The sequence below is a fragment of the Paraburkholderia sp. SECH4 genome, from assembly GCF_030511745.1.
Lineage (GTDB): Bacteria > Pseudomonadota > Gammaproteobacteria > Burkholderiales > Burkholderiaceae > Paraburkholderia > Paraburkholderia madseniana.
The window spans coordinates 13,100-39,686 of record NZ_JALOCP010000050.1; the positions used below are offsets into that span (position 1 = coordinate 13,100).

Genomic DNA, 26,587 nt, shown 5'->3' on the forward strand with positions numbered 1-26,587 from the left:
ATCTCGAACCCTTCAGATAACTGTAACTTCCACTGCGACTCGACCGCCGAGACGTGCTTCGAGGCGGGTCCTGAGCTCGTTGCTGTTGTCACAGATTAGCTGCCGCGCCCGCGCGTCCCGGCTATCGAAACGAAGAGATAGACCCCAGCCCGAAAGACTCAAATGCAGCTCGGTGCGCGGCAGAATGGCCGGGTCAAGTTCGACGGCGACGTCCCACTGGCCTGCACGTTCGACGGCGGGGTTAGTGCAAAATCCGGCCACGCGCTCCGCGAGATGCTCGGCGAGAAGATCGCCCTCCGCCGCCCTCGCACAGCGGCGGATCATCTGCATGCCGAATGACGGTTCCGCCACGGCGTGCTGCGCGTCTTGCGTGGCTTCATGCACAGATTTGCCTTGCGCGCCGCGCACGCCAGCCTTGCGCGCCGGACCTTGTGCGTGCGCCGCGGAAGTGGACGCGCGGCGATTCTCGCGAAGGGCAAGTAATGCGCCGTTCAGCGCAAGCGACGGCGGCAGCGGAGGCACGGCGGGCAGCAGGGGCAAAGGCGCATCCGTGGCGCTGATGCCCTCGGCTGCTTCCTGGTGTTGAGCGTCGCCGCCGGAGTTGTCGTCGCCGCCCTGCGCATCGTCGTCAGGCGCGGGTTCGCCGGGCGATTCCTGCTCCTGCTTTTCATCGCGCCGGGCCTCGCCGGCCTGCTGCCGCGCGGTCTCGTATAAGGTTTCGAAGCGTTGCGCGCCGGCGCCGCTCTCGCTGGTTTTGCCGCTCGTGCCCGAGGTGTGCGGCGCAGTCGGCGGCGTGATGCTGACTTCGCGCGTGGAGCGGATGCGTGTCATCGCGTGGCCTCCGCTCAGAAGGCGACGCGGCCGACAGGCTGAAGATCGACTCCATCGCCCAGTTCCTGGAACGAATAGACCTGCAGCCACTTCATCCGCTGCTCGATCATGCGGCGGAAGTAACGGCGAATGTCCATCGACGTGACGATCGCGAGGTTGGGCTGCGGCTCTGTGCCGACCAGTTCCTCGAGCGCATCGAGCAACTGTTCGATCTGTTGCGGTTCGAGCGTGAGGAAGTTGCCGGCGGGCGTCTGCTTGATCGATTGACGGATGGTCTGCTCGACCTCCACGTCCAGCACGATCGCCGGCAACTGCCCGGTGCCGCCCGTCGCCCGATGCCCGATGAAGCGGCCGAGATCGCCGCGCACGTATTCGGTGAGCAGCAGCAGGTCTTTTTCCTTGGCGCCCCAGTTCACCAGGCTTTCGAGAATCGCCCGCAAGTTGCGGATCGGCACGTGTTCTTCGAGCAGCCGCTTGAGTACATCGGCGATGCGCAGCACCGGCACCACCTTCTGCACCTCGGCGACTAGCCCCGGATACTCGGTGCCGACGCGTTCGAGAATCCACTGCGTTTCCTGCAAGCCGAGAAACAGATGTGCGTGTTCGCGCACCGCGTCGCCCACCGCATCGGCAAGAGCCTGTTCGCGGCCGCTGCGTGCAGGCGCGAGTTCGACCGGCGGCTGCGGCACGTCGTGCAGCAGTAGCTGATAGGAGGCGTCCGGCACAGCGTCCGCCGTCCATACGGCGGTGCGCGGGAACGGCAGGCCCAGTTCATTGACGAGCGCGCGGCGCGCCGCATCGAATGCGCGATTCAGTTCCGCCGTGTCGAGCTTCGCCGCGAGTTGTGGCGCGAGGCGCACCGAGAGCGGCGCGGCGAACGAAGGCGGATGCGCGCCGATGGTCGGCGGGTGTCCCTTGTGGCCGTCGGTGCGTAGCGAGGGGAGCTCCGGGCCGGCGTGCGGCGCTTTGTCCTTCAATTGCTTGCGCAGCACGTGGCCGGCGCCGAACAGTGCGACCGCGAGCACGACGAACAGCGCTGAGGGAAAGCCCGGCACCAATGCGAAACCGCCCAGCAGCGCGGCGGCGCTATACAGCGCTCGCGAACTGGTGGAAAGCTGGCGCACGATCTCGGTGCCGAGCGAACTCGGCTTGCTGTGCTCGTCGGCGACGCGGGTGATGAGAATGCCCGCCGCCACCGAAATCAGCAGCGAGGGAATCTGCGAGACCATCGCGTCGCCGATCGACAGCACGGAGAAGCGGTTGGCCGCTTCGCCCGCTGTCATGCCGTGGTAGCTCACGCCGATCACGATGCCCGCGAGAATGTTGACGAGCGTGATGACGAGGCCCGCGATCGCGTCGCCCTTGACGAACTTCATCGCGCCGTCCATGCCGCCGTGCAACTGGCTTTCGATCGCCAGCATGCCGCGGCGCTTTTGCGCATCTTCGGCAGTCATGTTGCCGGCGCGCACGTCGGCGTCGATGCTCATCTGCTTGCCCGGCATCGCGTCGAGCGTGAAGCGCGCGCCGACTTCGGCAACTCGCTCCGAGCCCTTCGCAATCACGATGAATTGCACCGTCGCGATGATCAGGAACACTACCAGGCCGACCACGAGATTGCCGCCCACCACCAGCTCGCCGAAGCTTTCGATGATGTGCCCGGCCTCCGCATGCAGCAGGATCGACTTGGTCGACGCGATGTTCAGCGATAGCCGGAACAGCGTAGTGAACAGCAGCAGCGACGGAAACGAATACAGCGCCGTCGCGTACGGTATGTACATCGTCACCATCAGCAGCACGACGCTGATCGTAATGTTGAGCCCGAGCAGCGCGTCGATCAGAAACGGCGGTAGCGGCAGGATCATCAGCGAGATCACAGCGACGATCAGCGATGCGATCGCCACCTCGCCGCCGAACTCATTGAGGCGGAGCGTCTTCAACATGGTCTTCTCCATCGGATGTCAGGGGGTTGCCTCGGTGCCGCCGCGCCGTCCGCCGATGCCTTCCACCCAGGCGAGCACCGCGGCGACCGCGTCGAACAGCGGCTCGGGAACCGCGTCGTCGAGCGCCACGCGGTAAAGCGCCCGCGCCAGCGGCGGATTGCGTGCGATTGGTATGCCGTGGCGGGTCGCTGCCTCGCGGATCACGCGTGCTTCCGCGTCCACGCCCTTGGCGATCACGCGCGGCAAGCCGGATTCGGAGGGGTCATAGCGCAGCGCGACTGCGTAGTGGGTCGGGTTCACCACGACCACATTTGCGTTCTTGATCGGCTGCTGCCGATCGGAGGAAGCGGCCTCGCGTGCGATCTTGCGGCGCTCGTTCTTGATGTGCGGATCGCCTTCTGAATTCTTGTGCTCGCGTTTGACTTCGTCCTTGCTCATGCGGTGATCGCGAATGAACAGCCAATGCTGCACGCCATAGTCCGCGGCACCGATCACGAGATAGAGCGCGCCCGAGATGCCGAACACCCGGCACAGCGTGCCCCAGGCAATGCTGTCGATGCTTCCGATCGGCTCGTACACCACGCCGACCATTAGCGGGACGAGCAGCACGAGCGTTTTCCACAACACCGCCGTGATCACGACCGCCTTGATGACAGTCTTGGTGAGATCGATCAGCGAGCGCACCGAGAAAATGCGCTTCAGGCCGGACGCGGGATTGATCGCGTCGAACTTCGGTTCGAGCGGCTTGAGCGAAATCTGCAATCCGACTTGCGCCGCGATCGCGGCGATGCCGACGAGAGCCGCGCCGAGCGCAATCGGAAAGATCAGCATCAACGCGTGCAGGCCGGCTTCGACGAGCAGGTCGTGCAGCGGCGCATCGGGCGTCTGCAAGTGGGCCACGTCGAGGCCACTGCGCAATACGAGGCGCAGTTGCTCCGCCATGCGCGGCCCGCCGACGCCGAAGCCGACCGCAGCGGCGAGCAGGATCGCCGCGAACGGGAGGTCCGTGCTCTTCACTGTCTCGCCGTCGCGGCGCGCGTCGCGCAGCTTTTTGTCGGTGGGCTGTTCGGTCTTCTCGTCAGACATCGCGAAGCCTTCTGTGGTTTGCGGCTAATTGCGGTTGATTGCGGCGGATTGTCATGGGCACGCGCCGCCCTGGCCCTCGCGCGCGGCGAAGCAATGTGTCCGGCGCCGAACCGGGCGCCGGCGGGTCGATGTGCGGCCCGCTGGCGAAGCACGCTTTTCGTTCGGCGCGCTCGCAGTTCGTCGTTACTCGCGTTCACGGGAGCCGCCTCGCGTTACGGTTCGCACACCGCCGGCCACAGCGTTGTCATCCGCCATCTCGGCAGACGCGCAGACATACGGCGTTTTGATCACCAAAGGAGTGCTCCATGTCCCTGACGAAATGCAGTAACCGGCTCGTGTCGGCATTGATCGAGGCGCTGATGTTCGGCGCGAAACATGGCCATATCGAGCAGTCGGAGCGGCTGCTCGCCGCGCTCCACGTGCTGCGTCCGAACTTCGTCGAACTGCATGCCTACGACGCGTGGATGATGATTCGCCGGCGCGACTTCGCCGAGGCCGTGCGCCTCTTGCGCCCGCTCGAGCAGCAGGCGCTGCGCGGCTCGTTCGGTCCTTACGTGGCGGCGCTGCTCGCGGTGTCGCTGTGCGGGCTCGACGATCCAGCGTGGCGCGTCTACGCCAACGAGGTTGCGAGCCGCAATGAAGACCCCGATTCCGTCGAGCTCGTGATGACGCTGATGGGCAAGCAGAGTGCAGCCGCGGCGCCGGGCGCCGAGGTGCAGATCGACCGCGGCGAGTTTCAGAAACTGATGCAGCATCGTCATCTGCGCGCCTAGTGCAAGGAGCATCGCGATGAACGTAACGATCCCACCCATCCCGCCGCTCGACGCCGCGTCCGCAGTGCGGCCCGACGAAGCCATCGGCCGTGCCGGGACCGGCGGCGCGTCGGGCTCCGGCGCGCTGCCCGAGCCTGCCTCGAGCCTCGTCGACCTGTTTCGCAGCAAGCTCGACGCCGCGCGTCTCGCACCGCCGAGCGCCTCGCACACGCATGGCCCGTCGGCGTTGTCCGAAGTCGTGACGCAGCAAGACCAGGCGGTTGCGAACTTGCGTGGCGAAGTGGACCGCTTTGCCGGCGAGGTGCCGACGATGACCATGCAGGAAGTGGCGGCACAGTCGATCAGGATGCAGCTTCAGGTGTCCGAGATGGTCGGCAAGATGTACGTCGGTGAGGCGGTCGCGCAGGGCACCAAGGGCTCCGTACAGACGCTGATGAAGAACCAGTAGTTGGCGTACGAACGACAGGACGGACTAAATGGCTTCCTATTTGAAACTGGCGCGCACGGTCGTGCTGCTGTGCTGCGTGACGGCGTTGATGACCGGCTGCAGCAAGCAGCTGTTCGCGCAACTGTCGGAGAGCGACGCGAACGACATGCTGGCCGTGCTGCTCGACGCGCGAGTGGACGTCTCCAAGCACAGCGACGACGGCGGCAAGACCTGGAGCGTGGCGGTCGAAAGCGACCAGTTCGCCCGCGCGATGGACGTGCTGCGCGCGCATGGCTTGCCTCATCAGCGCTTCCAGAATCTGGGAGACATGTTCAAGAAGGACGGACTGATCTCCACGCCGACGGAGGAGCGTGTGCGCTTTATCTACGGCGTGTCGCAGCAACTCTCCGAGGTGCTGTCGCGAATCGACGGGGTGGCGTATGCGAACGTTCAGATCGTGCTGCCGAATAACGATCCCCTCGCCGCGACGGTCAAGCCGTCGTCGGCCGCGGTGTTCATCAAATACCTGCCGGGCACCGATGTGTCGACGCTCACACCGAATCTGAAGAACCTGGTCGTGCATGCAGTCGAAGGGCTGACCTACGACAACGTTAGCGTGACGATGGTGCCGGGCACGGCGGCGCCCGAGCCGCCGCCGCCGGTTGCACCGAGTGTGCCGCAGGAGTGGTTGTGGGCCGGTGGAATCGCCGGGGCCGCCGCGCTGGTCGCCGCGCTCGCGTATCTCGCACGCCGGTTTGGCGCGAGGCTGAAGGGCGTGGGCACGCGCTTGCGTGGGCGCGCGGGTGGGGCGGCGACATGAGCGTGGGTCACGCACAGGCATCGGCGGCGGTAATGGCGAGCGGCGCCGACGTGCCGGACCCGCAGCGCCAGCTCCGGTGGCTGAATTCGTACGAAGCGCGCATTGCCGACGCTACGGCCAGGTTCAGCGAGCGGCAATGCCGGCGTTGGGGCGTGCCGTTCACCGGCAGCGCGCGCGACGCCTGGTATGCGGCGCGCGACTTATGGCTCGGCACGCCGATGCCGGTCAGCGCCTATGCGTCGCGCGCGAACCGGCTTGCGTTGCTCGACGCCGCGTCGCTGCGTCCGGTGCTGGCTGCGCGCGCGATCTATCCGTCACGCGGAACGCTGCGCCGGATCGTGTCGGGCGCGCGGCGGCGCGCGCTCGCCGATGCGCTTGGGGACCATGCGCTGGCCGCGCTCATGCAGTTTGGCGTGAACGCATCGATGGCTAATGCGCCGCTTCCCGCCGATCTGTCCGTCGATGCGCTGGTGTGCGCCGGACGCACGCTGTTCGAACGCGCCGACGCCTGGCCGCTCGCGCCGGCGCGCAGACTGATCGGCTTGACGCTGGACGATGACGCCGGGGAGACCGATCCCGCCGCTCGTGCTCGTCCACCCGAAGCGGCGACGTCCGATGCCGGGCCCGAAGCAGAGGACGAATCCGAAGCGTTTCTGTACGCAGCCTGCACGTTGTTTCCGGAGCTGACATGGTTATTTGGCTAAGAGCCCAGCAGGGCGGCATCGGCATTGAGAGCGATGTCTTGCGAGCAGCGGAACTGGCGCAGTTGATCGAACTGGATCGCGCGTCCGGCCACTTCGAACGGCGTGCCGAAGAACTGCTCGCGAGCGCGCGGCGAGAGGCTGAAAAGATACAGCGCACGGCCGATGCAGAGGCCGAACGCACGCTGCGTGCCGCCCAGACGAAATATGACAACGCCGCGCGCCTGGGTTACGAGGCCGGACGCCGTCGCGCGATTCGGGAAGCGCATGAAGCGATGCTGCACGGCGCGGCGTCCGAGCGCGACCTGCTGGTGGCGTTGCGCGAGCGGATTGCCGACATCGTCATGCGCACCGTCACGCGGGTGCTTGGCGAAGCCGATCGCGACGCGTTGTTTGCGCAGATCGCGGTGGGGCTGTCGCGCAGCCTCGAGGGCACATCCTTTCTCACCGTACGCGTCGCCGAATGCGACATCGATGAAGCGGCGCGCGCGTTTCGGCGCGTGTGCGACGAGCATCGCTGGCCGGTGAATCCCGAGGTGGTGAGCGACGCCGCGGCGGAGCCCGGCAGTTGCGTGTGCGAATGGGACCACGGCCTGATCGAAGCCGGACTGCCGATGCAGTTGCGCGCGATCGCGAGCGCCATTCGCCGTGTGACGCGCACCGACACGGAGCAGCAGACTGCTGCCGCCGTGAACATCGCCGCCGCCGAACTGCTCGACGATGCTCCGCCGCTTGACGGTCAGCATTTCGATGCCCCGCAGTTCGACAACCAGGCCATCGGAGCGCCGCAATGAACGAAGTCACCGCTTTCATCGACGCGCTGACCCAGGAGCTCGCCATGTCCGACGGGACGACGCGTCATGGCAAAGTGGTCGAGGCCGTCGGCACGTTGCTGAAAGTTGGCGGGCTCGACGCCACGCTCGGCGAGCAATGCGAGTTGCGCGACGCGCGCGGCGTGCTGCTGCAACGCGCGGAAGTGGTCGGTTTCACGCGTCAGTTCGCGCTGCTCGCGCCGTTCGGCAGCGTCGCCGGCTTGTCGCGCACGACGCGCGTTACCGGGCTCGGGCGTCCGTTGTCGGTGCCGGTCGGCGAGATGCTGCTCGGACGCGTGCTGGATGGCCTTGGCGAACCGATCGACGGCCTTGGGCCGTTGCACTGCGACGCGCCGCGCCCCGTGATGGCCGCCGCGCCCGACCCGCTGAAGCGACGCATGGTCGACACGCCGCTGCATACCGGCGTGCGGGTCATCGATGGGCTCATGACGGTGGGCGAAGGCCAGCGCGTCGGCATCTTCGCGCCGGCGGGTGTCGGCAAGAGCACGTTGCTCGGCATGCTTGCGCGCGGCGCGGCGTGCGACGTCAACGTGATCGTGCTGATCGGCGAGCGCGGCCGCGAGGTGCGTGAGTTCATCGAACTGATTCTGGGGGAGGCAGGCATGGCCCGCAGCGTGGTAGTGTGCGCGACGTCCGACCGCTCGTCGATCGAGCGCGCCAAGGCGGCCTATGTGGGCACCGCGATCGCCGAGTACTTCCGCGATTGCGGCTTGCGCGTGCTACTGATGATGGACTCGCTGACGCGCTTCGCGCGCGCCCAGCGGGAGATCGGTCTGTCGGCGGGCGAGCCGCCGACGCGGCGCGGTTTTCCGCCATCGATTTTCGCCGAACTGCCGCGGCTGCTGGAGCGCGCCGGCATGGGGGAGGAAGGCTCGATTACCGCTTTCTACACCGTGCTCGCCGAGGACGAGGAGGGCAACGATCCGATCAGCGAGGAAGTGCGCGGCATTCTCGACGGACACCTCGTGCTGTCGCGTGCGATCGCGGCGCGCAACCGCTATCCGGCCATCGACGTATTGCACAGCCTGAGCCGCGTGATGACGCTGGTCGCAAGCCCCGGGCATTGCAGCGGCGCGGGGCACGTGCGCAAGCTGCTCGCCCGTTACGATGAGGTCGAACTGCTGCTGCAGATGGGCGAATATCAGCAGGGCGCCGATCCGCTCTCCGACGAAGCGATCTCCCAGCACGAGGCCATCGAATCGTTCCTCGGCCAGAGCACCGAGGAACTGACCGAAGGTGAGGACAGCCACGCGTTCGTCTCCGGCTTCGCACAGTCATGAGGGCGATTGTGATTCGCAAGTGGCGCACCATCGTCGCCGCCAAGGTCCGGCGCTGCGAGCGCATCGAGGCCGATCTGGCACGGGAACACGAGGCGCTCGCCGAGCGCGAGGCCCAGTTCGACGACGCCGCGCACGCACATGTCGAGGCGCAGCAAAAGCGCGCGGAGCACGAAGCGCGCATCGTCGCCTTGCTCGACGGCGACGCGCGCGTCGCGACGTCCGACTATCTGTGTCACGACGCGTGGCGCGCGCCGCTGAAGGAAGCGCTGGAAGCCGCGCGCGCGGCGGAGCAAAAGCGCCGCACGGCTCTGGATCGTCAGCGGCAGAAGGTGGCCGAGGTGCAGGCGGCGCTCGCACGCGCGCAAGCCGCGGTGGACGAATGTCGCCGCAAGCTCGATACCTTGCTGCGGGCCGCCGCCACGGCCGTCGAACTCGCCGCCGACGAGGAAGCCGCGGAAAACCTGCTGGCGCGCCGTTACGCGAGGTAGCCGATGACACATGATTTTCACGCGTGGGCCGAGGCCCTGCTCGGCTTCTTCGAGGCGTATCACAACTTCATCGTCATGCTGATGCTCACGGGCATTCGCATCATGGTGACGTTCATCCTGCTGCCCGCCACCAGCGACACCGTGTTGCCCGGCACCGCGCGCAACGGCGTGGTGTACGTGCTGACGATGTTCGTCGCGGCGGGCCAGGTTCCGCAGGCGTTCGACTCGCTCAACAGCGCGGCGCTGCTGGTGCTGGCCTGCAAGGAAGCGTTTCTCGGTTTCGCGTTCGGCTATTGTGCGGCGCCGGTGTTCTGGATCGCGCAGTCCCTCGGCACCCTGATCGACGACCTCGCGGGTTTCAACAATGTGCAGATGACCAACCCGCTGCGGGGTGATCAGAGCACGCCGGTTTCGACGCTGCTGCTGCAACTCGTCGTGACGCTCTTCTATATCGGCGGCGGCATGCTGTTCGTGCTGGGCGCGCTCTTCGAGTCCTTCAAATGGTGGCCGCCGTATGTGCTGTATCCGTCGCTCTCCAATACGGCGGAGACGTTTCTGATCCAGCGCACCGACACTATCTGGACGGCGCTGGCCAAGCTCGGCACGCCGGTGATGCTGGTGCTGATACTGGTCGATCTCGGCCTCGGCATTGTCGCGCGCGCGGCTGACAAGCTCGAACCCAGCTCGCTCAGTCAACCGCTGCGCGGCGTGATCGGCGTGCTGATGCTGATCGCGCTCGTCGCGGTGTTCGCTTCACAGGTTGTCGGCGATGTGCAGCTTGGTGGTCTGTCGGCGGCATTGGCGAACGGCATGCTGTCGAAGCCGGCGCACTGAACATTGTTGTGAAGTCTCCTGCGAATTGTTGAGTTTTGTTGAGCACGATGTCTCTACCATGGTTTCCGTGCCCGGCGAATTGTCGGGACCACAGGTTCTCAGGGCGGATCGAATGGTCCGCCACATCGGTCACTCCTGGGGTGGAACCATTATGTTTTCGACAATCTATTTCGCGCTGTCGTCGGGGCTCGCGCAGAAGAACCGTTTGCCGGCGTATGCGGCCGCCATGCTCGACGGCGCATCGGAACGCGGCTATTGCCTCGTCGACGACGTGCTCGAACGCCCGTCGCACAAGCTGGATGACGCGGACGTCGCGCGTCTGGTCGCGGTAGCCGATGCATCGCTTCTACTCGGCTACGATCAGGATGCCGAAGAGATGTACCGGCGCGCTCAGAAGACGATCGTTGGCGACGATGATCGCCTGCGCATCATGTCGTGCCGCAACACCGGCTGGCAATTGATGATGCGTGACCGCTACGCGGCCACCGCCAAGTGTTTTGCGCGGATCGTCCAGGACGAGGCGGCGAGTCCCGCCGAAGTACTCGAAGCATTGATCGCCTCGGCCATGGTGCAACATCAGGTGGGACGTCAACGCGATGCGGACGACGCGCTCCTGCAAGCCGCCGAACTGGCCGACATGCATGAGGAACCCGGCTGGCGGCTCGTGATCGCGCTGCTCGCCCGCGAATTCGACGTCCAGTTGCGCATTCGCACGGCGACTACGCTGAGCGACCACGCGTTCTGGAGCTCTGCGCACGTGACGCGCGCGCAGAGTGCGAGCGACCGCGCCGACGTGACGCGCAAGCTCACCGAGACAACGGTCCTGATGTCGCCGATGCCGGCGCTTCTCGCGCAGCGCCACGAGTATCTGGAACAGCTCGCGGCGCTGGCGCGCGGCGAGCGTATTGCCGCCGCGCCGCTCTTCGACGCGGTCAGCCGGCCGCAGCATTTTCGCGGCGCCGGCCAGGCGTTCCTCGCGAAGCTGGACATCGTGCTCGCCGGACTCGCTGGCGGCCTCGACGATGTCGCCGATTCGGTGCTTGCCAAGATCAGCCGCTCCGAAGCGGATATCGGCACGCGTCGCTGCAATTTCGACTACCTGTATTGCGTATCCAAGATCGCGGTATGGCGCGGCAACCCAACCGAGGCGCTCAAGCTTTACGCCAGCTATGCGTCCGAAGCGTTGCGCTGCCTGCGCAGCGAGACGCCTGGCCTCGGCGCGATTCAATCGCCGGCGAGCCGCGCGCTGCCCGCGGACGACGTTTCGGCGCGCCTGCCCGCGAAGTATCGCCGCGCATATCGCTACATCATCGAGAATCTCGATCGCGCCGATCTGAATACCCGCGAAATCGCCTCGCAGATCGACGTCACCGAGCGCGCGCTTCAAATAGCCTTCAAGCGTTCGATCGGAATGTCGCCGGGCGGGCTGATCCGCAAGCTGCGGCTCGAAGGCATTCGTAACGACCTGTTGAACGACGAGCGCATGCAAGGCTCGATCTTCGATACGGCAAGCCGCTGGGGCGTGAAGAGCCGTTCCGCGCTCGCGAAGGGTTATCGCCGCGAGTTCAAGGAATCGCCGTCAGAGACGATGCATCGTTAAGCGGAGCCGCCATGAAAGCTATCGTTCCCGTCCGCCGCGGCGCGGCTGTCCGTGTGCGCACGCTGTGCGCGGCCCTCGTCGCAGCCGGCGCGCTGGCGTCGCCGTTGCCGGCTCATGCAGAACGTGTCGCGTGGCAGGGCACGCGCTTCGAATACGTCGCCGATCATAAAGACCTCAAGGACGTGCTGCGCGACTTCGGCGCGAGCCAGCACGTGATGACGTGGATCTCGCCGCATGTCGAAGGCACCGTGTCCGGTCGCTTCAACGCGGCGCCGCAGCGCTTTCTGGATCAGATGGCGGAGTCGTTCGGCGTGCTGTGGTACTACGACGGCTCCGTGTTGCGCATCTACGGCGCCAACGAAGCCCGCAGCGCGACGCTAGGTCTGTCCAACGCCGGCACCGAAGACTTGCGGCGCGCGCTCGCACGCCTGGAGATCGACGATCCGCGTTTCCCGGTGCGCTACGACAGCGTGTCCGGCACGGCGGTGGTATCCGGACCGCCGCGCTTCGTCGAACTGGTGACCGACGTGGCGCATCTGATCGATCACAAATCCGTGTCCGGCGCGAAGGTCGTCGTGCAACGCTTTCCGCTGCATTACGCATGGGCGACCGATCGGACCATCACGATCAACGGCCGCGGCGTGACCGTGCGAGGCGTTGCGTCATTGCTACGCACACTGTACGGCCAGGGTGTTCCCGGCGGCGACGCCAGCGGCGACGCACCGCCGGCAAGGCGCGATGCATACCGGGTGCCGAGCGTGCGCGAGATGCAGGACGACGGCATGACGACGGGTGCGATCCGAACGCAAGGCGGCTCGCGCCCGCCGCCGTTACCGACGCTGCCTGGCCTCGGTGGGAGCAAGTCGTATGCGGGCTCGGGCGATAGCGCGGTGGCGCCGCCCGTCGGGAATATCGCGGATGCCGGCATGGGGCCTGGCTCCGAGCGCGATGGCACGGGTTCGGTGTCGTCCACGGCGGGCCGCGCCAGAGAGAGTGCCGCCGCGAGCGGTGCGCCGACCATCGAGGCGGATTCGCGCAGCAATTCGATTCTGGTGCGCGACCGTGCCGAGAACATGGCCGCGTTCGGCACGCTCATCGAATCGCTCGACACGCAGCCGGGCATTCTCGAAATCGACGCGAGTATCATCGAGATCACGGATAACGCGTTGCAGGAGCTGGGAGTGGATTGGCGGCTGCATTCCGGTCACGTCGATTTCGAAACCGGCAACGGCCAGCAATCGCAGACGGGCAACCCCGGTTCGCTCAATCCGCAGGGATTCGGCAACCCGCTCGACGCGACCACCGCCGGCGTGCTGGCGACGCCGGCTGGCGGTGTGCTGACCGCGGTGATTGGCGGCGCAGGACGCTATCTGCTGACCCGCATCAGCGCGATGCAGCAGACCGACCAGGCGCGCATCACGGCGAGTCCGAAGGTCGAGACGCTCGACAATGTCGAGGCGCTCATGGACAACAAGCAGACGTTTTATGTGCAGGTGTCGGGTTACCAGTCGGCGGATCTGTATAGCGTGTCAGCCGGGGTGTCGCTGCGCGTGCTGCCCTCGATCGTGAGCGCAGGAAATGGCGAACAGATCCGCATGGACGTGCATATCGAGGACGGCAGGCTGACCGATCAGCAAGTCGGACAGTTGCCGGTGGTCAGCAACAGCACGATCGACACGCAGGCGCTCATCAAGGAAGGCGACAGTCTGCTGATCGCTGGCTATTCGGTGGATCAGGACGATCACACTGAAACGGCGGTGCCGCTGCTTTCGAAGATACCGGTGATCGGCAACCTGTTCCGCTATCGCAAACATCAGGGGCAGCGGTTCCAGCGGCTGTTTCTGCTGACGCCGCGCGTGTTGTCGGCGGCTGCAGGTGGGAGTCCGGGCGGGGCGCCGGGTGGTGCCGATGCGGTGCCTGGCGGTAACGGAGATGGTGCGGGCTTTGTACCGCCGCCGCCCTCGGGCGCGATGAATCTTCCGCGGCAGCAGGGTGTAGCCCGTATCGCGCAACTCGTTGGTTTGCCGCCGCCGCAAACGGGCGGCGCGGGCGGCGTTGGCGGCAACGTCAGCACGGTTTCGGGCGACAAGCCTTGAGACGGTGCGTTTGGCGTCTGTAATCGTGTACGACAGCGCAGTCGCTTTTTTTTTTGCGGAAAAGACCGCACACGCCAAAACGATCGTCGCCACTGACCGCTTTCGTTCCGAACAGATCGTGCAAAAATCACGATCCGGCGCGGACCAACGGCAGCCTCGGCAAGAGCCGCTAACCGAAGCCTTGGGGAGCACCACATAACCAGTAGTAACGCCGCCAGTCGTGCATGGCGCCGCCAAACGTGTCTTTCGGTTCCCCCAAATGAATACAGCCCGCACACGTGCGGGCTGTATTCCGATTACTGCTGCAAGGTTACCGCTAGAGCAAGAAAGCCAGAGTCTGAAGCCTCGCTGTCCTCAGGCAACGCGTCGCTGGTTGTCCGCAAGATAGCTGAGCAGCAGCGTATCGAGTACGCCCGGAGGCGGTCCCGCCTGCTGGGTCTTTTCATCCTTGTCCTTGTCCTTGGCGTTATCCTGCTTCTCCTTGGAGTCGGATCTGGTTTCGGTTTTCTCGTCCTGCTTGTGCCCTTCGGCGCTGCCGTTCTTCGGTGTTTCACCTTCCGCTGAACGGGTTTCATGCGAGCCTTCCACGCCGCGATGCCCGCCGCGCCGGCCGGAGCCGCCAGAGGCGGAGGCCATCGCCATGAGCGCCATCGCGTCGCCGCCCGTCGTGGTTGCGGTCTCGGCACTGCCGCCACCCAGCAGCTTGTCGCCCACTTTCTGCGCGCCCTGGCCGACTTCCATCTCGCTGACCGACTTGATGACCTTGCCTACGCCGCCGTGCATCGCGGCTGCGATCGTGTTGTCGAGCTTTTCGCTGCCGATATGCGCCGCGGCGAGCGTCGAGGCTGCGACGGTCGTCCCCAGGCCCTCGGGCGTGAGGTCGGCGGCGGCTTCGAGCGCATCCTCCCCGACCTGTGCCAGGTCGTTCATCATGCCCTTGAAATTGCCGTGCGCGAGATCCTTCACCGCGTTGACGGAACCGGATACGACGCCCTCGACGGAGGACACGAGGTCTTGGGCAGCGGCGTCGACGCCCTCGTTGACGTCTTTCTTGACCGTCTCGACTCCCTTTTCGACGCTATTCAATACCTTGTCGAAACCCTTGCCGAGATGCAATCCCTGCAAACCTTCGAGCGTGGCTTCCGCGCTTGCGGTGGCCGCGTCCGTCGCAGCCTTGCCGACGTCATCGGCCGTCTTCAGCAGGTCTTGCATGGCAAGCTTCATATTGCCCTGCATGAGTGCCTCGGTCATTGCCAGTGTGTCCTGCAGCACCTTCTTGAGATCCTTTTCCAGCACATGGGCCACATGCTCGACGCCGTGCGCGACCGATTTCGCGGCCTTCTCGATGTCGTGGCCAATATGCTGGAACGCATGCTTGATTTTCGAAAATATACTCATGGTGTGCTCCTCAATGCGCGCGGCCCACGCAAGGCGGGGCCGATCGGATGGCCTGCCAGCGGGGCCGCGCGACGATGTGGGTGGAATTGCCTCAATTCGTCGACGTTTTCTCGTTCATCGCCTTGTTGAGCATCGGCAGCAATTGCGAAAGCAGCTTGAGCAGTTCGTTGGTGAGCGTGCTCGGATCGGCCGCGCCGTTCGTGCCGTTGTTCGACCCGTCCGTGCCGTCTGTGCCGTTCGTGCTGGTGTCGCTCGGGTCGCTCGTGCTGTTCGGATCGGTGTCGCCGTTGTTCGAACCGTCGGTTTGCGACGACCCCTGGAGCTGTTGCAGCATTTGGATCACTTCGGAAAGCAAATCCTGAATCTGCGAGGCCTGATCGCCACCCTTGTTCGCACCGCCGCCGCCGGCCTGGCCGCCGCCTTGGGCGCCCTGGATCTGTTGCAGCAGCTTGAGAATATCGTCGACCATGCTCGCAGTCTGCTTGTCGAGCCCCTGGCCGCTTTGCGACGACTGCTGCAGCATTTGCAGGATCTGCTGCAACAGCGACATGATCTGGCTTTGCACGTCGGTCGAGTCGTTGCCCGGATCGACGTTGTTGTCGGTCGACGGACCTTGCGTCGAGTTCGCACCTTGCGTCGAGTTATCGCCGCCACCGCCACCGCCACCGCCGCCGGCAGACGGGTTGCCGCCTTGCGAGCTGCCGTTCACCTTCTGTTCGATGATCGCGAGGATCATTTCGAGCAGCTTCTCGATATCGTTGTTGCCGAGCTTGCCGCCGCCTTGCAGGTCCGATTCCAGTTGCTGCAGATCGGCCTGGATGGCGCTGCTGCCGGAGTCATTGGTAATCTTGCTCATGAATAGCCTCTTACAGTAAACGATGAGAGAAGCGCAGCGGCTTTTGAACACGCTGCGCATTTGAAATCCGATTGGCCGCGCGACGGTCGCAGCATGGCGATCGTCCCGTAACAAAGCGTAAGAGACTGGCTTGATTGTGTTGTTTCGTAAAACGAAACATCAGGCGTGACGGCGAATCGGCGGGAAATGGGGCGGGGAGAGAGCAGACGAAGCAGGAAGACGATGCGGCGCCGCGCGAAACGCGCGGCGCCGCCCTTACCGGCGAACCGGAAAAACCGGCAAACAACTAACGATCAGGAACGATCGGGCTCCGGCGGCGTGACCGGCCGCTCCGCGCGCAGCACGCTCAGCTGACGCGGATGGGACACCTCGGTGACGCGCTGCAGCGTTGCAAGGAAGCTCGGTCCAAGCGTGCGCGACGCGCCGTTTGTTTCCAGCGAGTACAGGAAGCGGTTATCCCAACTGTCGTCTGCCTCGAGCAGGGTGGCGATCTGCGCATTGCGCTCGTTGATCTGCGCGAGGTCGCCCTTGCCTGGCTTCGCGCCAGGTGGTACCACCGCGTCGCGCAGCTCGCGCAGAATGTTGATCTTGCTCGCCGCTTCAGGCTTCAGCCAGACACGTTCCGCAAAGAGCTGGTTGCCGCGTAGCGCGTCCTGATCCACTCGCGCGAGGTAGTCGTCGATCGGCTCGGGTTGCGCGGCGCCCGCGGGCTGCTTGTTGTAAGTGTCGTCCCACGTTGCGCGGCGGCTGTCGACGTAACGCTTGAACTTCTTCACGCTCGTGAAGGTGGTGTCGCGATAGCTGAGCGATGCGTCGATGTGGCCATCTTCCTCGGCGATGCGCCATGTGGAACCCGTCTCCGATTGAAGCACCGTGGTGCCGAAGCCGACAATCGAGACATTGGGCAGCACGACCGATTTCACGTGGCCCGTCTCGTCGGCGAAATTGCCTTGCGGCGCGAGGCCGGCGACGAGCGTAGCCGATGCTCCCGCCATGTGCGCGCTACTGCTGCCCGCGAACTCGGCTTTCAACGGACCGGTTTCCTGACGGCGCGTGCGCGTGAACCAGGTCTTCGTGCCGCCCGCCTGCACCGACGGGCCGATCTTGTATCCATCGTGTTCGTAGCGGACACCGGTCGATGCGTTGACCGTCGTCGAAAGCGATTGCGCCTTGGAGTCGAGCCAGTTCACCGACACGTCCGGATCCTTGTAGAACGAGTGAGCAATGGCGTCCCACATCGACCCCGCGTCGTGCGGCAGACCGCGGTTCGGCCCGCTCGCGGTTGCCTCGTCGATCACGCCGAGCATCTTCGCTCGCCACGGGTCGGGCTCGCCCGCGGGCTGCTGCCCGGCCGGCAGCGTGCCGGTCGGCTGAAGCCGCGCGCGCACCATCACGCCCTTCGGCTGCGACGCGTCGAAAACGGCCGGCAAGACTTGCGCCGAGCCGATCGCCTGGAAGCTCTTGTGGAACAGATTGACGCCGCCTGCCGCGCTCGCGCCCGCATGCGACGCCCAGCGTCGATCGCTGCCAATGAACAGTTGCCCGTGATTCGCCGACGAACCGCCGTTGATCATCGCGTGGCGGCCGTGGATTAACTTGATGTCGGGTCCGGCGAGCACGAACGGCAGCTTGCTCGCGCCCGGCAAGTTGAGCAGTTCGGCCACGCCGGTGTTGATGCCGAACTGTCCGCCGTCTGACAGGCGCACGTCGTAGGTCATGCGCGGTTCGGTGATGACACGCCTGAAGTTTTCAAGCACGGTCTGCGGCGTGGAGCGGTCGGGCGTTGCCTCGCCGTTGCGCTCGAGCGTCGTCAGGTTTTTCAGCGCGGCTTTGAATTGCGCAGCTTGCGACGCGGCGGGCGCGGTCTGCGTTTCTACTGCCGTGATTTCATCGGTTTCGTCCAGCTGTTCGGATGCCTGTTGCGTCGTCGGCTGAGGCGTTGCGTCGCGCGGCTCACTGGCTTCGAGGCGGTCGATCCAGCTTTCCAGCGTCGCGGTCGTGAGCCGCGAGCCGGTGCGCGATTTCAGCGCGGCATATTCCGGACTGAGCTTGACTTCCGTTTCGCTGACGCCGGTCAGTGCCGCGGCGCGTGCGGCGATCGCATGCCGCATGTGCTTCGGCACGCTGGTCTTGTCACGCCAGCCCTTGTGTGCCACGCGCTGATACCACGCTTCGAGCGTCGCGGCTTGCACGGCGTCGGCAATGCGCGAATCGGGCGGCCCGTCGCCGTGCGTTTGCGCGCGCTCCGCGAGCGCGCCGCCCAGTTGCCAGATCACATCCGCCTTGAGCAAATCGTCCTCGGGGTGGCGCAGGCTCGCGCCGCCGGTGCCAAGCGCAAGCGCGGACATCGGCGACTTGTTGAAGCCGAACATACGCCGCAGGTTCGCGAGCGTGCCCGGTTGGCTGGCACGCCGTGCGTAGCGCGACAGCTTGAAGAGTCGGTTCTGCGCATGCGCGAGCAGCGTACCGGGCCCTTCATGCGTGAAGCCGCAGCGCCACGTGAAATACGCGGACTTCAGGTGCCGCTCGGGTTCAGCCGTCGGATCATCGGCAAGCTGCACCGCGGCCAGCAGTGCCTTGGCCGGCACGCTGATATCGCCGTTCATGAGCTGCGACGGCGGCACGTTCGTGATGCCGGTCGGACGTTGATGTTCGGGGAGCGCGGCCAACGCGAGGCCGACGACTTCATCCATGCTCTGCGGCGGCGGGTGGCCTACGGGCAGCGCGGCAATCAACGTGTTGGCCGCGCGCAACGCGAGCTTCGTGGCGTCTTCGCGCATGGCGTGCTTGACCGGGTCCGCGTCGGCGCCGACGTCACCGCTCAACGTACGCAGCGTGCCGTAACCCAGCGACGATACCGCGAGCCGGTGCGCCAGTTCGAACGCGCCGCCTTTCACTTCGAGCAGCGGACCCGTGCCGCGCAAGTCCTGAAGCGCTTTGCTTGCGCGGTCGACATCGGCACCGAACGCCTGGTTCATGCGGCGCAGCACGATTTCCTGACGGGCCGCTGCCTTCAACTGGGTGTCCATGTCCCTGCCTTCGGGGGCGCCGAGACAGGTTTCCAGTTCGCTCGCGAGATCCGTCGTGGGTTTCTGCGGACCGAGCCCCGACCGATTGAAGAGCAGCGCCGCGACCGCCGCCGCACCGCCTTCGCTGACGACCCGCTCGGCGGGCGCGGTCTTATCGGTTCCCGCGAGCGTCAGTGCGACGTTGTGCTTGTGCCTCGCGACGGCCGCGGGCGGCGTCGCATTTTTATCGGGCTTGTGACGCTGATCTTCTGTCACGCCGATCTTCGCGCGTGCGGTCGTGGGACGCGCGGTCGTGACGGAGCCCAACAGCGAGTTCGAGACCGTCACCGGTCGGGGCGCGAGCGTGCGCTTAAGGTTCGACCAGAAACCGTCGCGACGGCGGCTTGCCGTGGGCCGCGTCGTTTGCGGCCCCGTTGCAGCAGAAGACGACGTGCCGGCGGTGACGTCGCCAGTCGTCACGGGCTCGTGCGTGTAGCCCGCACTGGATACTTTAGGAGGAGTCATGGGCGTTGAGATGAAGTGGACCATGGGAAGCAGGCCGCTGCGGCTTGCGCGGAGCCCAAGTGGCGCGCGAAAGCGGGCGTGCCGGGGTATCGACAGGGTAGCCGCGAGAGGCGGCGCCCCGGCTGCCGTTGCAGCGAAACACGGTGCGCGCCGGCGAACTCACTGGACTATCGCGGGGAAGATCGAAGGTTTCGTTCCGGTCGATAAGGTTTCGCCGGTTGGCCGCTCATGTCATGCGCAGTCCCGATAATCAACGGCATCGGAGGAGGAAAAATGCGGCTTACCAACATGTTGCGGAATGCGACGTCGATGCTGCGGGGAGCGCCACGCTCGTCGACGACAGTTGCCCCGGCCGCGAGTCCCATCGGGTCGACGGGGGCGGGCGTGCAACCGTCGTCGCCGGGCGCGCGGGCGGGCGCCAAGGCGAGCTTCGCGGCTACACGGGAGCGCTTCAAAAGCCTACTTGGATTGAGCCGTCCGCCGTACGCGACACCCAAGGTGCCGACGGATCGCCGGGCGCTCGTGGAAACCGAGTGGCGCATACCGTTCGTGCGCGCGAACAGGTTCGGCCGCTCTTTTCCTGCACACGCCGTGCGGATTGCGCCGCAGAAACCGGCTCGCCCACTCGATCCGTCTGGCGACTGGGGCGACGCGAGCAAGGCGGGCCCGGCGCCGGGTACGAGCGCCTCCGCCCAGCGGCGCGCGGTGAAGGCGCAGCGCATGCTGGCCAAGACGATCGGCAAGTTCACGGCGAAGCGCGCGGACCAGTCGGCGAATGCCGACGCGGCGCACGCAAATCGACCCCCGCGCGATGCGGCCGAACTCGAGCATTGGCTGGATCATCGCGAAGGGCTGGATAGCTGGGTGCGGGAGTACTTCGGCGCCCCTGGGCTTGCCGATCCAGTCACCACCCTATCCGCATTGCTGGCCCAGGCGGTGCAGTCAACCGAGTCCGTCCACGCCGCGACGGGCGACGCCATAGAGCAAGCCGGTCCGTCCGCAACGGACAGCACCCACCGATTCGCGCCTTCGCTGATGCTCGGCTACGCCGTGCTCTCCGCGCTCGGCTCGAACGAACCGGCGCGCGCGGCGGCAGCATTGCAGGCGTTACCGGAAGTGGTGAGCATTGAAGGCATCGCGCTGCGGGCAGCGGCGTTCGACCCGACCGCCGCGCGCCCCCCCGTCGCGACGACGGAACAGCAGCCACCGCTGAATCACGACCCTGTCCGGGTGAGCCATGCGGGCGGAACGTCCGCAGAGGAAATCACGTCGGAAGACGCAGGCGGAACTACACACGACCACGGCAACGTGCGCACGACCGATGCGGAAGATCACACTTCGTCTCACGCGCCGGTCAATCGGGCGCACGAAGACGCGTGGCGCATTGCCCGCTCGCTCGCGAATACTCCCCTAGGGTTCGACGTACTGAAGAGGCTCATCCATAGCGGCGCATCGGGCACCGACAATGCGGCCGCGTTCGCGGTGCTGCAAGCGTGGCATGCGTTGCCAGAGCCGCCAGCCGATCTCGATACGGCGCTTGCCGCCGCGCACGCCACGGTTGACGACAAAGGCAACCTCGCTCCACGCGTGCTGCGTGCGCTGTCGGGTTCGAGCACGCCGCGCGATGCCGCGGCGCTGTTCGCGTGGCGCCAGGAGTTCCGCAGCGATGCGCCTGGCAGCCCGTTGAAGCAGGCGCAAACCCGGCTGAATCGTTTCGTGACGCGGGGGATGTTGCGGCTCGACAAGGCCAACTGGTTTTTTCAGCGCATGTTCGGCATGAAGAAGTCCGCGTTGCGCAGCATGATGCTCGGCACGTCAAGCGCGGCGCTCGCGTCGTACACGAAAGAGGCAACCCGTTACGCCGACGCGCTCAAGGCTGCCAGCGCGACGTTGGCCGCCTCGCTGCGCAACCCGCGTCTCGCGCTCGGCGCGCCGGACGGTCCCGAGGCGCGAGCGCGCGAAGCCGCGGCAGCGGCGCTGGAGGCGATTGCCGCGCGACCTGCGGCACACATCGGCGATCTCAAATTGGACGAGGCAACCAGGGCCGCGCTGGAAAATCGCGAGCCGGTTCCGAACGTCGCGCAACGCGACGACGCCCCTCCACTGCTCGACCTCGGCGCGTTGCGCGACTGCGCGAAGCGCTTTCAGGTGCATCGCTGGCAAGACGTGAAAGCCGCGCTCGCTCACGCCGAGAAAGTCGGCGAGGCCAAGCCGCTCAAGCCCGAGCGATTGGGCCGCGAAGAAGTCAGAACCGTGCTACGTCAGTTGATCACCGATCTGCAGCAATCGACCCAGGTCGCCTTCGCGGACGGTGCGCGCTACGGCTTCAGCACGCGCGGTCTTTCGGTGTCGGCCACCAAGGGCCTGCATCACCACTTGCCGTTCGGAGGCGAACTCACGCTTGGGCATTACCGCGGCCGCCGGGCCCTCGTGACCCTGCAGCGCAATAACGTCGGCTTCGATATCTTCATCGGCACGGAACATATCAAGCGCTCGCAGCTCAAGGTGGGCGCCCGCATCGGCTACGCCAGACGTCTCGACTGGCTCTGCGGCTTGCGCCTGGGCGGCTCGCTGCGCATCGCGCCGGTCGATCGCGAGTTGCGCGAGCCGCGCGGCGTGATGATCCGCGTCGCCCGCGAGCGTCTGACCGACGAGAACCTCGACTGGGTCGCGATGAAGTACGACGATCCGCGCACCACCGAAACCGTGCTCGACATGGTCGACTTTCTGTTCGAGGAAGCGCGCGAACCGGTGCGCGAAAAGGGCGCCGAAACCTCGCTGTTCGAGCGTCTTGCCGCGCGCATCGGCGAGCGCACCGATATTTCGATCGGCTGGCAGGACGGTAAGACAAAGGCATCGCGCCAGGGCATTCAGGCAACGGGGGGCGCGTCGGTGTCCGGTCCTCAGTCGAAGGCACGCGGCGCCTTCGGGCTTGACGGCACGGTGACCGTGGACCTGAACAGCCGTAACGACGCGGCCGTCAACGAGGCAACCGGTTCGCTCCGCTACGACCGCCGCACCGTGACCTCGAGCGTGCGCGTGTCCACGCAGGGCACGGTCGGTGTCGGCCCCGCCTGGCACAAGGGCGACCTGACGGGCGGGCTGCCGGGCGCGTCGCCGCTCGGGATCGGCGGCGCGTTGCCGGAGCGGCTCGTTGCCGCGCGCGTGATGCTGCCGGAGCGCGAAGGGCGGCTCCTCAATCGCGGCTGCTACGCGGACCAGCAGTTCGCGTCGTTCAACGCCTTCGCCGCAGCGGTCAACAGCTCGCGCGAAGAATGGATCGAGATGTACCGGAACAATCACAACTGCGACTATCCGTCGGCGGTCGTCAAGCTGAACGCCGACCTCGCGATGCTGCAGAGCCATCAGCGCTCCAATCACACGTTCCTCGTGCGGCGCCGCCTGAAGCCGGAACACGCGCGGCGTGGCGACGTCTATCGCGCGCTCGAACGCATGCATGATGCCGCCGCGCAAACCGCGGGCGGCAAGGGCGAGGACTGGTCGCGACCGCTCGACGCCATGTTGCGCGAGCGCGCGTCGTGGCTGCCGGAGCGGATCGCGGTCAACGAAGTGGCGGGACGTGTGCACAGCACACCCGGCGTGATTACGCCGATCGGCGGCGTCGCTTCCGCAAGCGTGCTCGCGCAGCGTGAACTGCTGCGCTCGAAAGGGTGAAGTGTAGAAGGGCCGGATATCGATGAGTCTGCACCGGTTTCGTCGAGGTTGCGCCGGCGTTTCATCGGGTTTCGTTAGGGGATGCCATGTTTCGCTGCAACCGCGGAGGAGGGCGCCGGGTGGCGCCTAGCATGCTTTCGCGCACCACCCTGAAACTCTCTTGGAGAAAGACATGACTCGCATCAATTCGGCTCACACGTCAGCGACCGATCACAACTCGGAGGCCAGCTCGTCCGGCACCGGCGAATCCGCCGCGCGCCGCGGCGGCACATCACGCAAGCGCGGCGCAACGTCGCTAGGCGGCACGGGGAGCCCGCAGCCGTCGGCGCCCAAGCGCGCCGCAACCGGCGGTGGCGAGAGCGCCAATCCGCCGGTGCGGGCCGGTGCGGACAAGCTGCTGCGCGCTCACACCCGCTTTTTCGACGACAACAGCGTGTCGGTGCGAGGTTTCGACGTGTCTCCCGCAAGGCCTGGCGCAGCGGGGCAGAAGCGCGCGGTTTCGCAGGCTCTGCGCAGCACGCCTGAACTGTCCGCCATGCTGACCGCCACCGTCGACACCATGGCACAGCACCCGCTGGAGAATGCGCACGCGAGCCGCAACGCCACCGGCGACTGGATGTCTGATTCGCACTTCCACCCGACGAACTACGTGCAGCAGGGTATGGTGCCGCGCGAGATGTTGAAGATGATGGACGAGGTCGGCATCCACCGCAGCGTGATGTCGCCGATTCCGACCGACGTGATGCCGTGCGGCAGCCATGACGAGCACACTCACGCGCCGAACCACAACAACATTCCCGCCGAGTCGTACTACGTGCAGCAGAAGTACACCAACATCCAGCCGCATGAGTTGACGCAGGATGTAGAGAAGGAAATCACGCAGGGCGCGCACTTGATGCTGAACCAGCAGGTGGATGCCGACACCGCGTTGTTCATGCAGATCGCGCAGCTCTCTCATGCCGAGCGCGATCGCCTGGATCCGATGGTGACCGGCCTGCACCTGGGTTCACCGCTGAGTCCGCAAGCGCTGCTCCTGAAGCTCGCGACGCACCCGGGCATGTTTACCGGCGTGGGCGAAGTGACGATCCACAAGGAACTGGTGCAGCAGCAATACGAGGGATCGCGCCAGGCGAATCTCACCAACAACGTGCAGTCATTCAAGCATCTGGTGGCGACGGCCGGCGTGATCGGCATGCCGGTGGTGTTGCATTGCGACGTCGATTCGACGGCGAACCAGCGAGCCAATGGCATCGGCCAGCCGCAGTACCTGGACGACCTCAAGAAGCTGTTTGCGTCGCCGGAGACCAGCAAGACCACGCTGATCTGGGCGCATTGCGGAGGTATCGGACGCTTCGTGCGCAAGCCGATCGACCACGCGAACAATCTGCGCACGATTCTCTCCGACCCGAAGATGAGCCACATCCACATCGACATTTCGTGGTCGCGCGTGGCGCGTCAGATCGTCATGAAGACGCAGCCCGACGGCACCGAAGTGCCGGATCACGAATCCGTGCATGCGTGGGCGGCGCTCATCAACGAGTTTCCAGACCGTTTCCTGTTCGGCTCGGACGCGCTCAATCCGCAGGTCAAGGACACGTGGGCGGAAACCGGCAACATGTATAAGCCGCTGCTCGACAAACTGACGCCGGAAGCGCGCGTCGCGGTGAAGACAGGCAACTACGATCGCGTGATCACGGAGGCGCGTCCGAAGGTGCGTGCTTTCGAACAGCACGTGCTGACCCGCGATTTCGTGGAAAAGGGCTTGCGTTCGTCGGGCGACGGTCGGGTCAATGACGGTCCGCACATCAACCCGGATGCCTTGCGCGCCGCGCGTGACGAGGCGTATGCGAACGCGGGTGTCGATCTCACCGGGCGCCCGCTGGACGCCGAGGTGCACTGAGCGTTGTCTGGCTGCCGGCGCTCGCGCCGGCCAACGTGTGTGGAAAAAGCGCCCCGCGAGGCGCTTTTTCTCGTCTTGAGGTCTGCAACGATGAATGAAGCGGCGAGATTCAGCCTGCAGTCGTGTGCAGCGGCGCTTGCTCCGGCTCGCGAGCGGCGAGCGCTTCCAGTGCGCTTCGGTAGGCCGCCTGCAGTTCGAGGAGCGCGACCTTGCCGTGGGCAGTTGTCGGGTTCAGCAGTCGTTTCTTGAGGTTGTAGCGTTGCATCACGAGCTCAAGCGTCGCGTGCTCCTGCGGCACACCAAGCACCGTGTGCCACGGGCGCGCCGCGCTTGCATTGCCGGTGTGATCGGAGAGCTGCGTCGGTTGGCCCTGAGCCGCAGCTCCGCTTGCGGCGTAAGCCGCATGATAGGCATGCTCGGCGGGCCCGTAGTGATACGCGGGGGGCGTGTGCCAAGGGGCCGACGACGGCCAGACAGGCGGCGGCATCGCGTTCATGCGGCCGCTGTGCGTCGACACGAAGAACGGCCGCGACGCGCTCGGATAGAGGCCGAAGCTTAGCGTGCGAAAGCGTCCGTTGAAATGAAAACCGATGTGCATCTGTTTGCCGACGGGACCGTCGCCGGAGCCGTATGTGAAGCCGAACCGGTTGTTCGCGCCGACTACCCGGCTGTGATAGGACGGCATGCTCCAGCTTGGCTGCGGTTGCCAGTGCTGCGGTTGCGTGTAGGCGGCGTATCCGTGAGGCGAAAACGCGGATGCCGTTGCGGGATGCGTATGCTGGGCCGTCCAGTTCCAGTTCGAATAATAGGGCGCGTGGTAGGGTGCCGCCCATGGTTGCATGTGGGGTGCGTACGCATGGGACGCGTAAGACGCATAGCTCGGTCCCGGATTCGGAACGAAATACGGGACCGCATACGGATGGGCGGGGGCGCCGTGGCCGTTCTGCGGCTCATGTGAGCCGGCGCTGGTTTGCTCGGGCGCGGCATGCGTGGTCGCCGCGGTCTCCGGTCTTGTCGCGCTCGTCTCGCTTGCGATGCCGGTCTCGTTCGGCGGATTGCTTGCGCTGCCGGCCGCCGACGCCGTTGCCGGGGTCTCCACCGCAGTGTCCCCCTGCGGTGGAACCGCCGGCCGCTCCTGCACATCACGCGCGTACGTGACGCTGAAGCGCGCGGCGGGCGGTGTTTCCTGGTCCTCCTGAAAGCGGCGCGAAAAGGCGGCGACGCGATCGGTGATGTCGCTGTGCGACAGCGTGCGCCGCAACGTGCGCGGCGCGGGCGCACCCGGGGTTCTCCTCTGCAACGAAGACGCGCTTCCCGGCCCTTCCTGCAAGCCGGCGCTCAAGGCGCGCGAAGGCCGATTGCCTCGCCCGGCGGCGTGGTCCCGTGCCGGCTGGGCGTCCGGTCTATCGACGGTGGAAATGCTGGGCGAGGAAGTGATTCGATCGGGCATCGGATGCTCCTTGTGCCGCGAATGCGCACATTCGTGATGTGATGAGCGGCCGGTCTGCGGCTCGCG

Annotated in this window: 19 protein-coding genes; 12 read left to right on the top strand and 7 right to left on the bottom strand. The window is 65.8% G+C overall.

Going from position 1 to position 26,587, the window contains the following annotated elements; translation table 11 throughout:
* Positions 1-12: 12 nt before the first annotated feature.
* From sctP to sctU, 3 genes are read right to left on the bottom strand one after another with little or no spacing between them, the layout of a single operon-like run.
* Entirely contained in the window at positions 13-831 is an 819-nt protein-coding gene (gene sctP, locus M0D67_RS37555; protein ID WP_266242340.1) for a type III secretion system protein SctP, read from the bottom strand.
* 14 nt (positions 832-845) lie between these two features.
* A complete protein-coding gene (locus tag M0D67_RS37560; protein WP_208645724.1) occupies positions 846-2,771 on the bottom strand; it encodes an FHIPEP family type III secretion protein in 1,926 nt (641 codons plus the stop codon).
* 18 nt (positions 2,772-2,789) lie between these two features.
* Positions 2,790-3,857 (bottom strand): type III secretion system export apparatus subunit SctU, encoded by a 1,068-nt coding sequence (gene sctU, locus M0D67_RS37565; RefSeq protein WP_266242344.1) that lies wholly within the window; start codon positions 3,855-3,857, stop codon positions 2,790-2,792.
* Between the two features lie 305 nt (positions 3,858-4,162).
* On the opposite strand from sctU, the gene M0D67_RS37570 reads away from it, so the two are divergent.
* The 10 genes from M0D67_RS37570 to sctC all read left to right on the top strand — a co-directional run bounded on the left by M0D67_RS37570 (position 4,163) and on the right by sctC (position 13,709).
* A complete protein-coding gene (locus M0D67_RS37570; RefSeq protein WP_266242345.1) occupies positions 4,163-4,630 on the top strand; it encodes an HrpB1 family type III secretion system apparatus protein in 468 nt (155 codons plus the stop codon).
* Positions 4,631-4,646: 16 nt separating this feature from the next.
* The gene (locus M0D67_RS37575; protein WP_054036868.1) at positions 4,647-5,078 is read left to right on the top strand and encodes a hypothetical protein; all 432 of its coding nucleotides are present in this window, start codon (positions 4,647-4,649) and stop codon (positions 5,076-5,078) included.
* Between the two features lie 28 nt (positions 5,079-5,106).
* Positions 5,107-5,877, top strand: coding sequence for a type III secretion system inner membrane ring lipoprotein SctJ (gene sctJ / locus M0D67_RS37580; RefSeq protein WP_200565769.1), 771 nt, complete (start codon positions 5,107-5,109; stop codon positions 5,875-5,877).
* On the top strand, positions 5,874-6,581 hold the full coding sequence (locus M0D67_RS37585; RefSeq protein WP_266242346.1) for a type III secretion protein HrpB4: 708 nt from the start codon (positions 5,874-5,876) through the stop codon (positions 6,579-6,581). The genes sctJ and M0D67_RS37585 overlap by 4 nt, the downstream gene beginning before the upstream one ends.
* Positions 6,566-7,372 (top strand): type III secretion system stator protein SctL, encoded by an 807-nt coding sequence (gene sctL, locus M0D67_RS37590; protein ID WP_266242347.1) that lies wholly within the window; start codon positions 6,566-6,568, stop codon positions 7,370-7,372. Before M0D67_RS37585 ends, sctL begins: the two co-directional genes overlap by 16 nt.
* Entirely contained in the window at positions 7,369-8,691 is a 1,323-nt protein-coding gene (gene sctN / locus M0D67_RS37595) for a type III secretion system ATPase SctN (protein WP_266242348.1), read from the top strand. The genes sctL and sctN overlap by 4 nt, the downstream gene beginning before the upstream one ends.
* Before the next feature lie 8 nt (positions 8,692-8,699).
* A complete protein-coding gene (locus M0D67_RS37600; RefSeq protein WP_200660374.1) occupies positions 8,700-9,179 on the top strand; it encodes a hypothetical protein in 480 nt (159 codons plus the stop codon).
* Between the two features lie 3 nt (positions 9,180-9,182).
* Entirely contained in the window at positions 9,183-10,013 is an 831-nt protein-coding gene (sctT, locus tag M0D67_RS37605) for a type III secretion system export apparatus subunit SctT (protein WP_054036854.1), read from the top strand.
* 151 nt (positions 10,014-10,164) lie between these two features.
* Positions 10,165-11,613, top strand: a complete 1,449-nt coding sequence (locus M0D67_RS37610) for a helix-turn-helix transcriptional regulator (RefSeq protein ID WP_054036852.1) — start codon at positions 10,165-10,167, stop codon at positions 11,611-11,613.
* An 11-nt stretch (positions 11,614-11,624) separates the two neighbouring features.
* On the top strand, positions 11,625-13,709 hold the full coding sequence (gene sctC / locus M0D67_RS37615) for a type III secretion system outer membrane ring subunit SctC (RefSeq protein ID WP_266242351.1): 2,085 nt from the start codon (positions 11,625-11,627) through the stop codon (positions 13,707-13,709).
* Between the two features lie 354 nt (positions 13,710-14,063).
* On the opposite strand, the gene M0D67_RS37620 is transcribed toward sctC, so the two are convergent.
* From M0D67_RS37620 to M0D67_RS37630, 3 genes are all read right to left on the bottom strand, one after another.
* Positions 14,064-15,107, bottom strand: coding sequence for a hypothetical protein (locus M0D67_RS37620; RefSeq protein ID WP_266242352.1), 1,044 nt, complete (start codon positions 15,105-15,107; stop codon positions 14,064-14,066).
* A gap of 91 nt (positions 15,108-15,198) precedes the next feature.
* The gene (locus M0D67_RS37625; RefSeq protein WP_266242354.1) at positions 15,199-15,963 is read right to left on the bottom strand and encodes a hypothetical protein; all 765 of its coding nucleotides are present in this window, start codon (positions 15,961-15,963) and stop codon (positions 15,199-15,201) included.
* Positions 15,964-16,256: 293 nt separating this feature from the next.
* Positions 16,257-19,496 carry a hypothetical protein gene (locus tag M0D67_RS37630; RefSeq protein ID WP_266242355.1) on the bottom strand — a complete coding sequence of 1,080 codons (3,240 nt, stop codon included), beginning with the start codon at positions 19,494-19,496 and terminating at the stop codon, positions 16,257-16,259.
* 273 nt (positions 19,497-19,769) lie between these two features.
* On the opposite strand from M0D67_RS37630, the gene M0D67_RS37635 reads away from it, so the two are divergent.
* On the top strand, positions 19,770-23,171 hold the full coding sequence (locus M0D67_RS37635) for a hypothetical protein (protein WP_266242356.1): 3,402 nt from the start codon (positions 19,770-19,772) through the stop codon (positions 23,169-23,171).
* A 172-nt stretch (positions 23,172-23,343) separates the two neighbouring features.
* Positions 23,344-25,071, top strand: coding sequence for a hypothetical protein (locus tag M0D67_RS37640; protein WP_266242358.1), 1,728 nt, complete (start codon positions 23,344-23,346; stop codon positions 25,069-25,071).
* A gap of 109 nt (positions 25,072-25,180) precedes the next feature.
* Here M0D67_RS37640 and M0D67_RS37645 read toward each other — a convergent pair whose 3' ends face one another.
* Positions 25,181-26,521, bottom strand: coding sequence for a hypothetical protein (locus tag M0D67_RS37645; protein ID WP_266242359.1), 1,341 nt, complete (start codon positions 26,519-26,521; stop codon positions 25,181-25,183).
* Between the last annotated feature and the right edge of the window lie 66 nt (positions 26,522-26,587).

Coding starts and splice junctions, on each gene's coding strand:
- M0D67_RS37560 (WP_208645724.1), bottom strand. CDS start 2,771: ATGTTGAAGACGCTCCGCCTCAATGAGTTCGGCGGCGAGGTGGCGATC.
- sctC (WP_266242351.1), top strand. CDS start 11,625: ATGAAAGCTATCGTTCCCGTCCGCCGCGGCGCGGCTGTCCGTGTGCGC.
- M0D67_RS37635 (WP_266242356.1), top strand. CDS start 19,770: ATGCGGCTTACCAACATGTTGCGGAATGCGACGTCGATGCTGCGGGGA.
- sctJ (WP_200565769.1), top strand. CDS start 5,107: ATGGCTTCCTATTTGAAACTGGCGCGCACGGTCGTGCTGCTGTGCTGC.
- M0D67_RS37585 (WP_266242346.1), top strand. CDS start 5,874: ATGAGCGTGGGTCACGCACAGGCATCGGCGGCGGTAATGGCGAGCGGC.
- sctP (WP_266242340.1), bottom strand. CDS start 831: ATGACACGCATCCGCTCCACGCGCGAAGTCAGCATCACGCCGCCGACT.
- M0D67_RS37625 (WP_266242354.1), bottom strand. CDS start 15,963: ATGAGCAAGATTACCAATGACTCCGGCAGCAGCGCCATCCAGGCCGAT.
- sctU (WP_266242344.1), bottom strand. CDS start 3,857: ATGTCTGACGAGAAGACCGAACAGCCCACCGACAAAAAGCTGCGCGAC.
- M0D67_RS37620 (WP_266242352.1), bottom strand. CDS start 15,107: ATGAGTATATTTTCGAAAATCAAGCATGCGTTCCAGCATATTGGCCAC.
- M0D67_RS37640 (WP_266242358.1), top strand. CDS start 23,344: ATGACTCGCATCAATTCGGCTCACACGTCAGCGACCGATCACAACTCG.
- M0D67_RS37630 (WP_266242355.1), bottom strand. CDS start 19,496: ATGACTCCTCCTAAAGTATCCAGTGCGGGCTACACGCACGAGCCCGTG.
- sctL (WP_266242347.1), top strand. CDS start 6,566: ATGGTTATTTGGCTAAGAGCCCAGCAGGGCGGCATCGGCATTGAGAGC.
- M0D67_RS37645 (WP_266242359.1), bottom strand. CDS start 26,521: ATGCCCGATCGAATCACTTCCTCGCCCAGCATTTCCACCGTCGATAGA.
- sctT (WP_054036854.1), top strand. CDS start 9,183: ATGACACATGATTTTCACGCGTGGGCCGAGGCCCTGCTCGGCTTCTTC.
- M0D67_RS37575 (WP_054036868.1), top strand. CDS start 4,647: ATGAACGTAACGATCCCACCCATCCCGCCGCTCGACGCCGCGTCCGCA.
- M0D67_RS37570 (WP_266242345.1), top strand. CDS start 4,163: ATGTCCCTGACGAAATGCAGTAACCGGCTCGTGTCGGCATTGATCGAG.
- M0D67_RS37610 (WP_054036852.1), top strand. CDS start 10,165: ATGTTTTCGACAATCTATTTCGCGCTGTCGTCGGGGCTCGCGCAGAAG.
- sctN (WP_266242348.1), top strand. CDS start 7,369: ATGAACGAAGTCACCGCTTTCATCGACGCGCTGACCCAGGAGCTCGCC.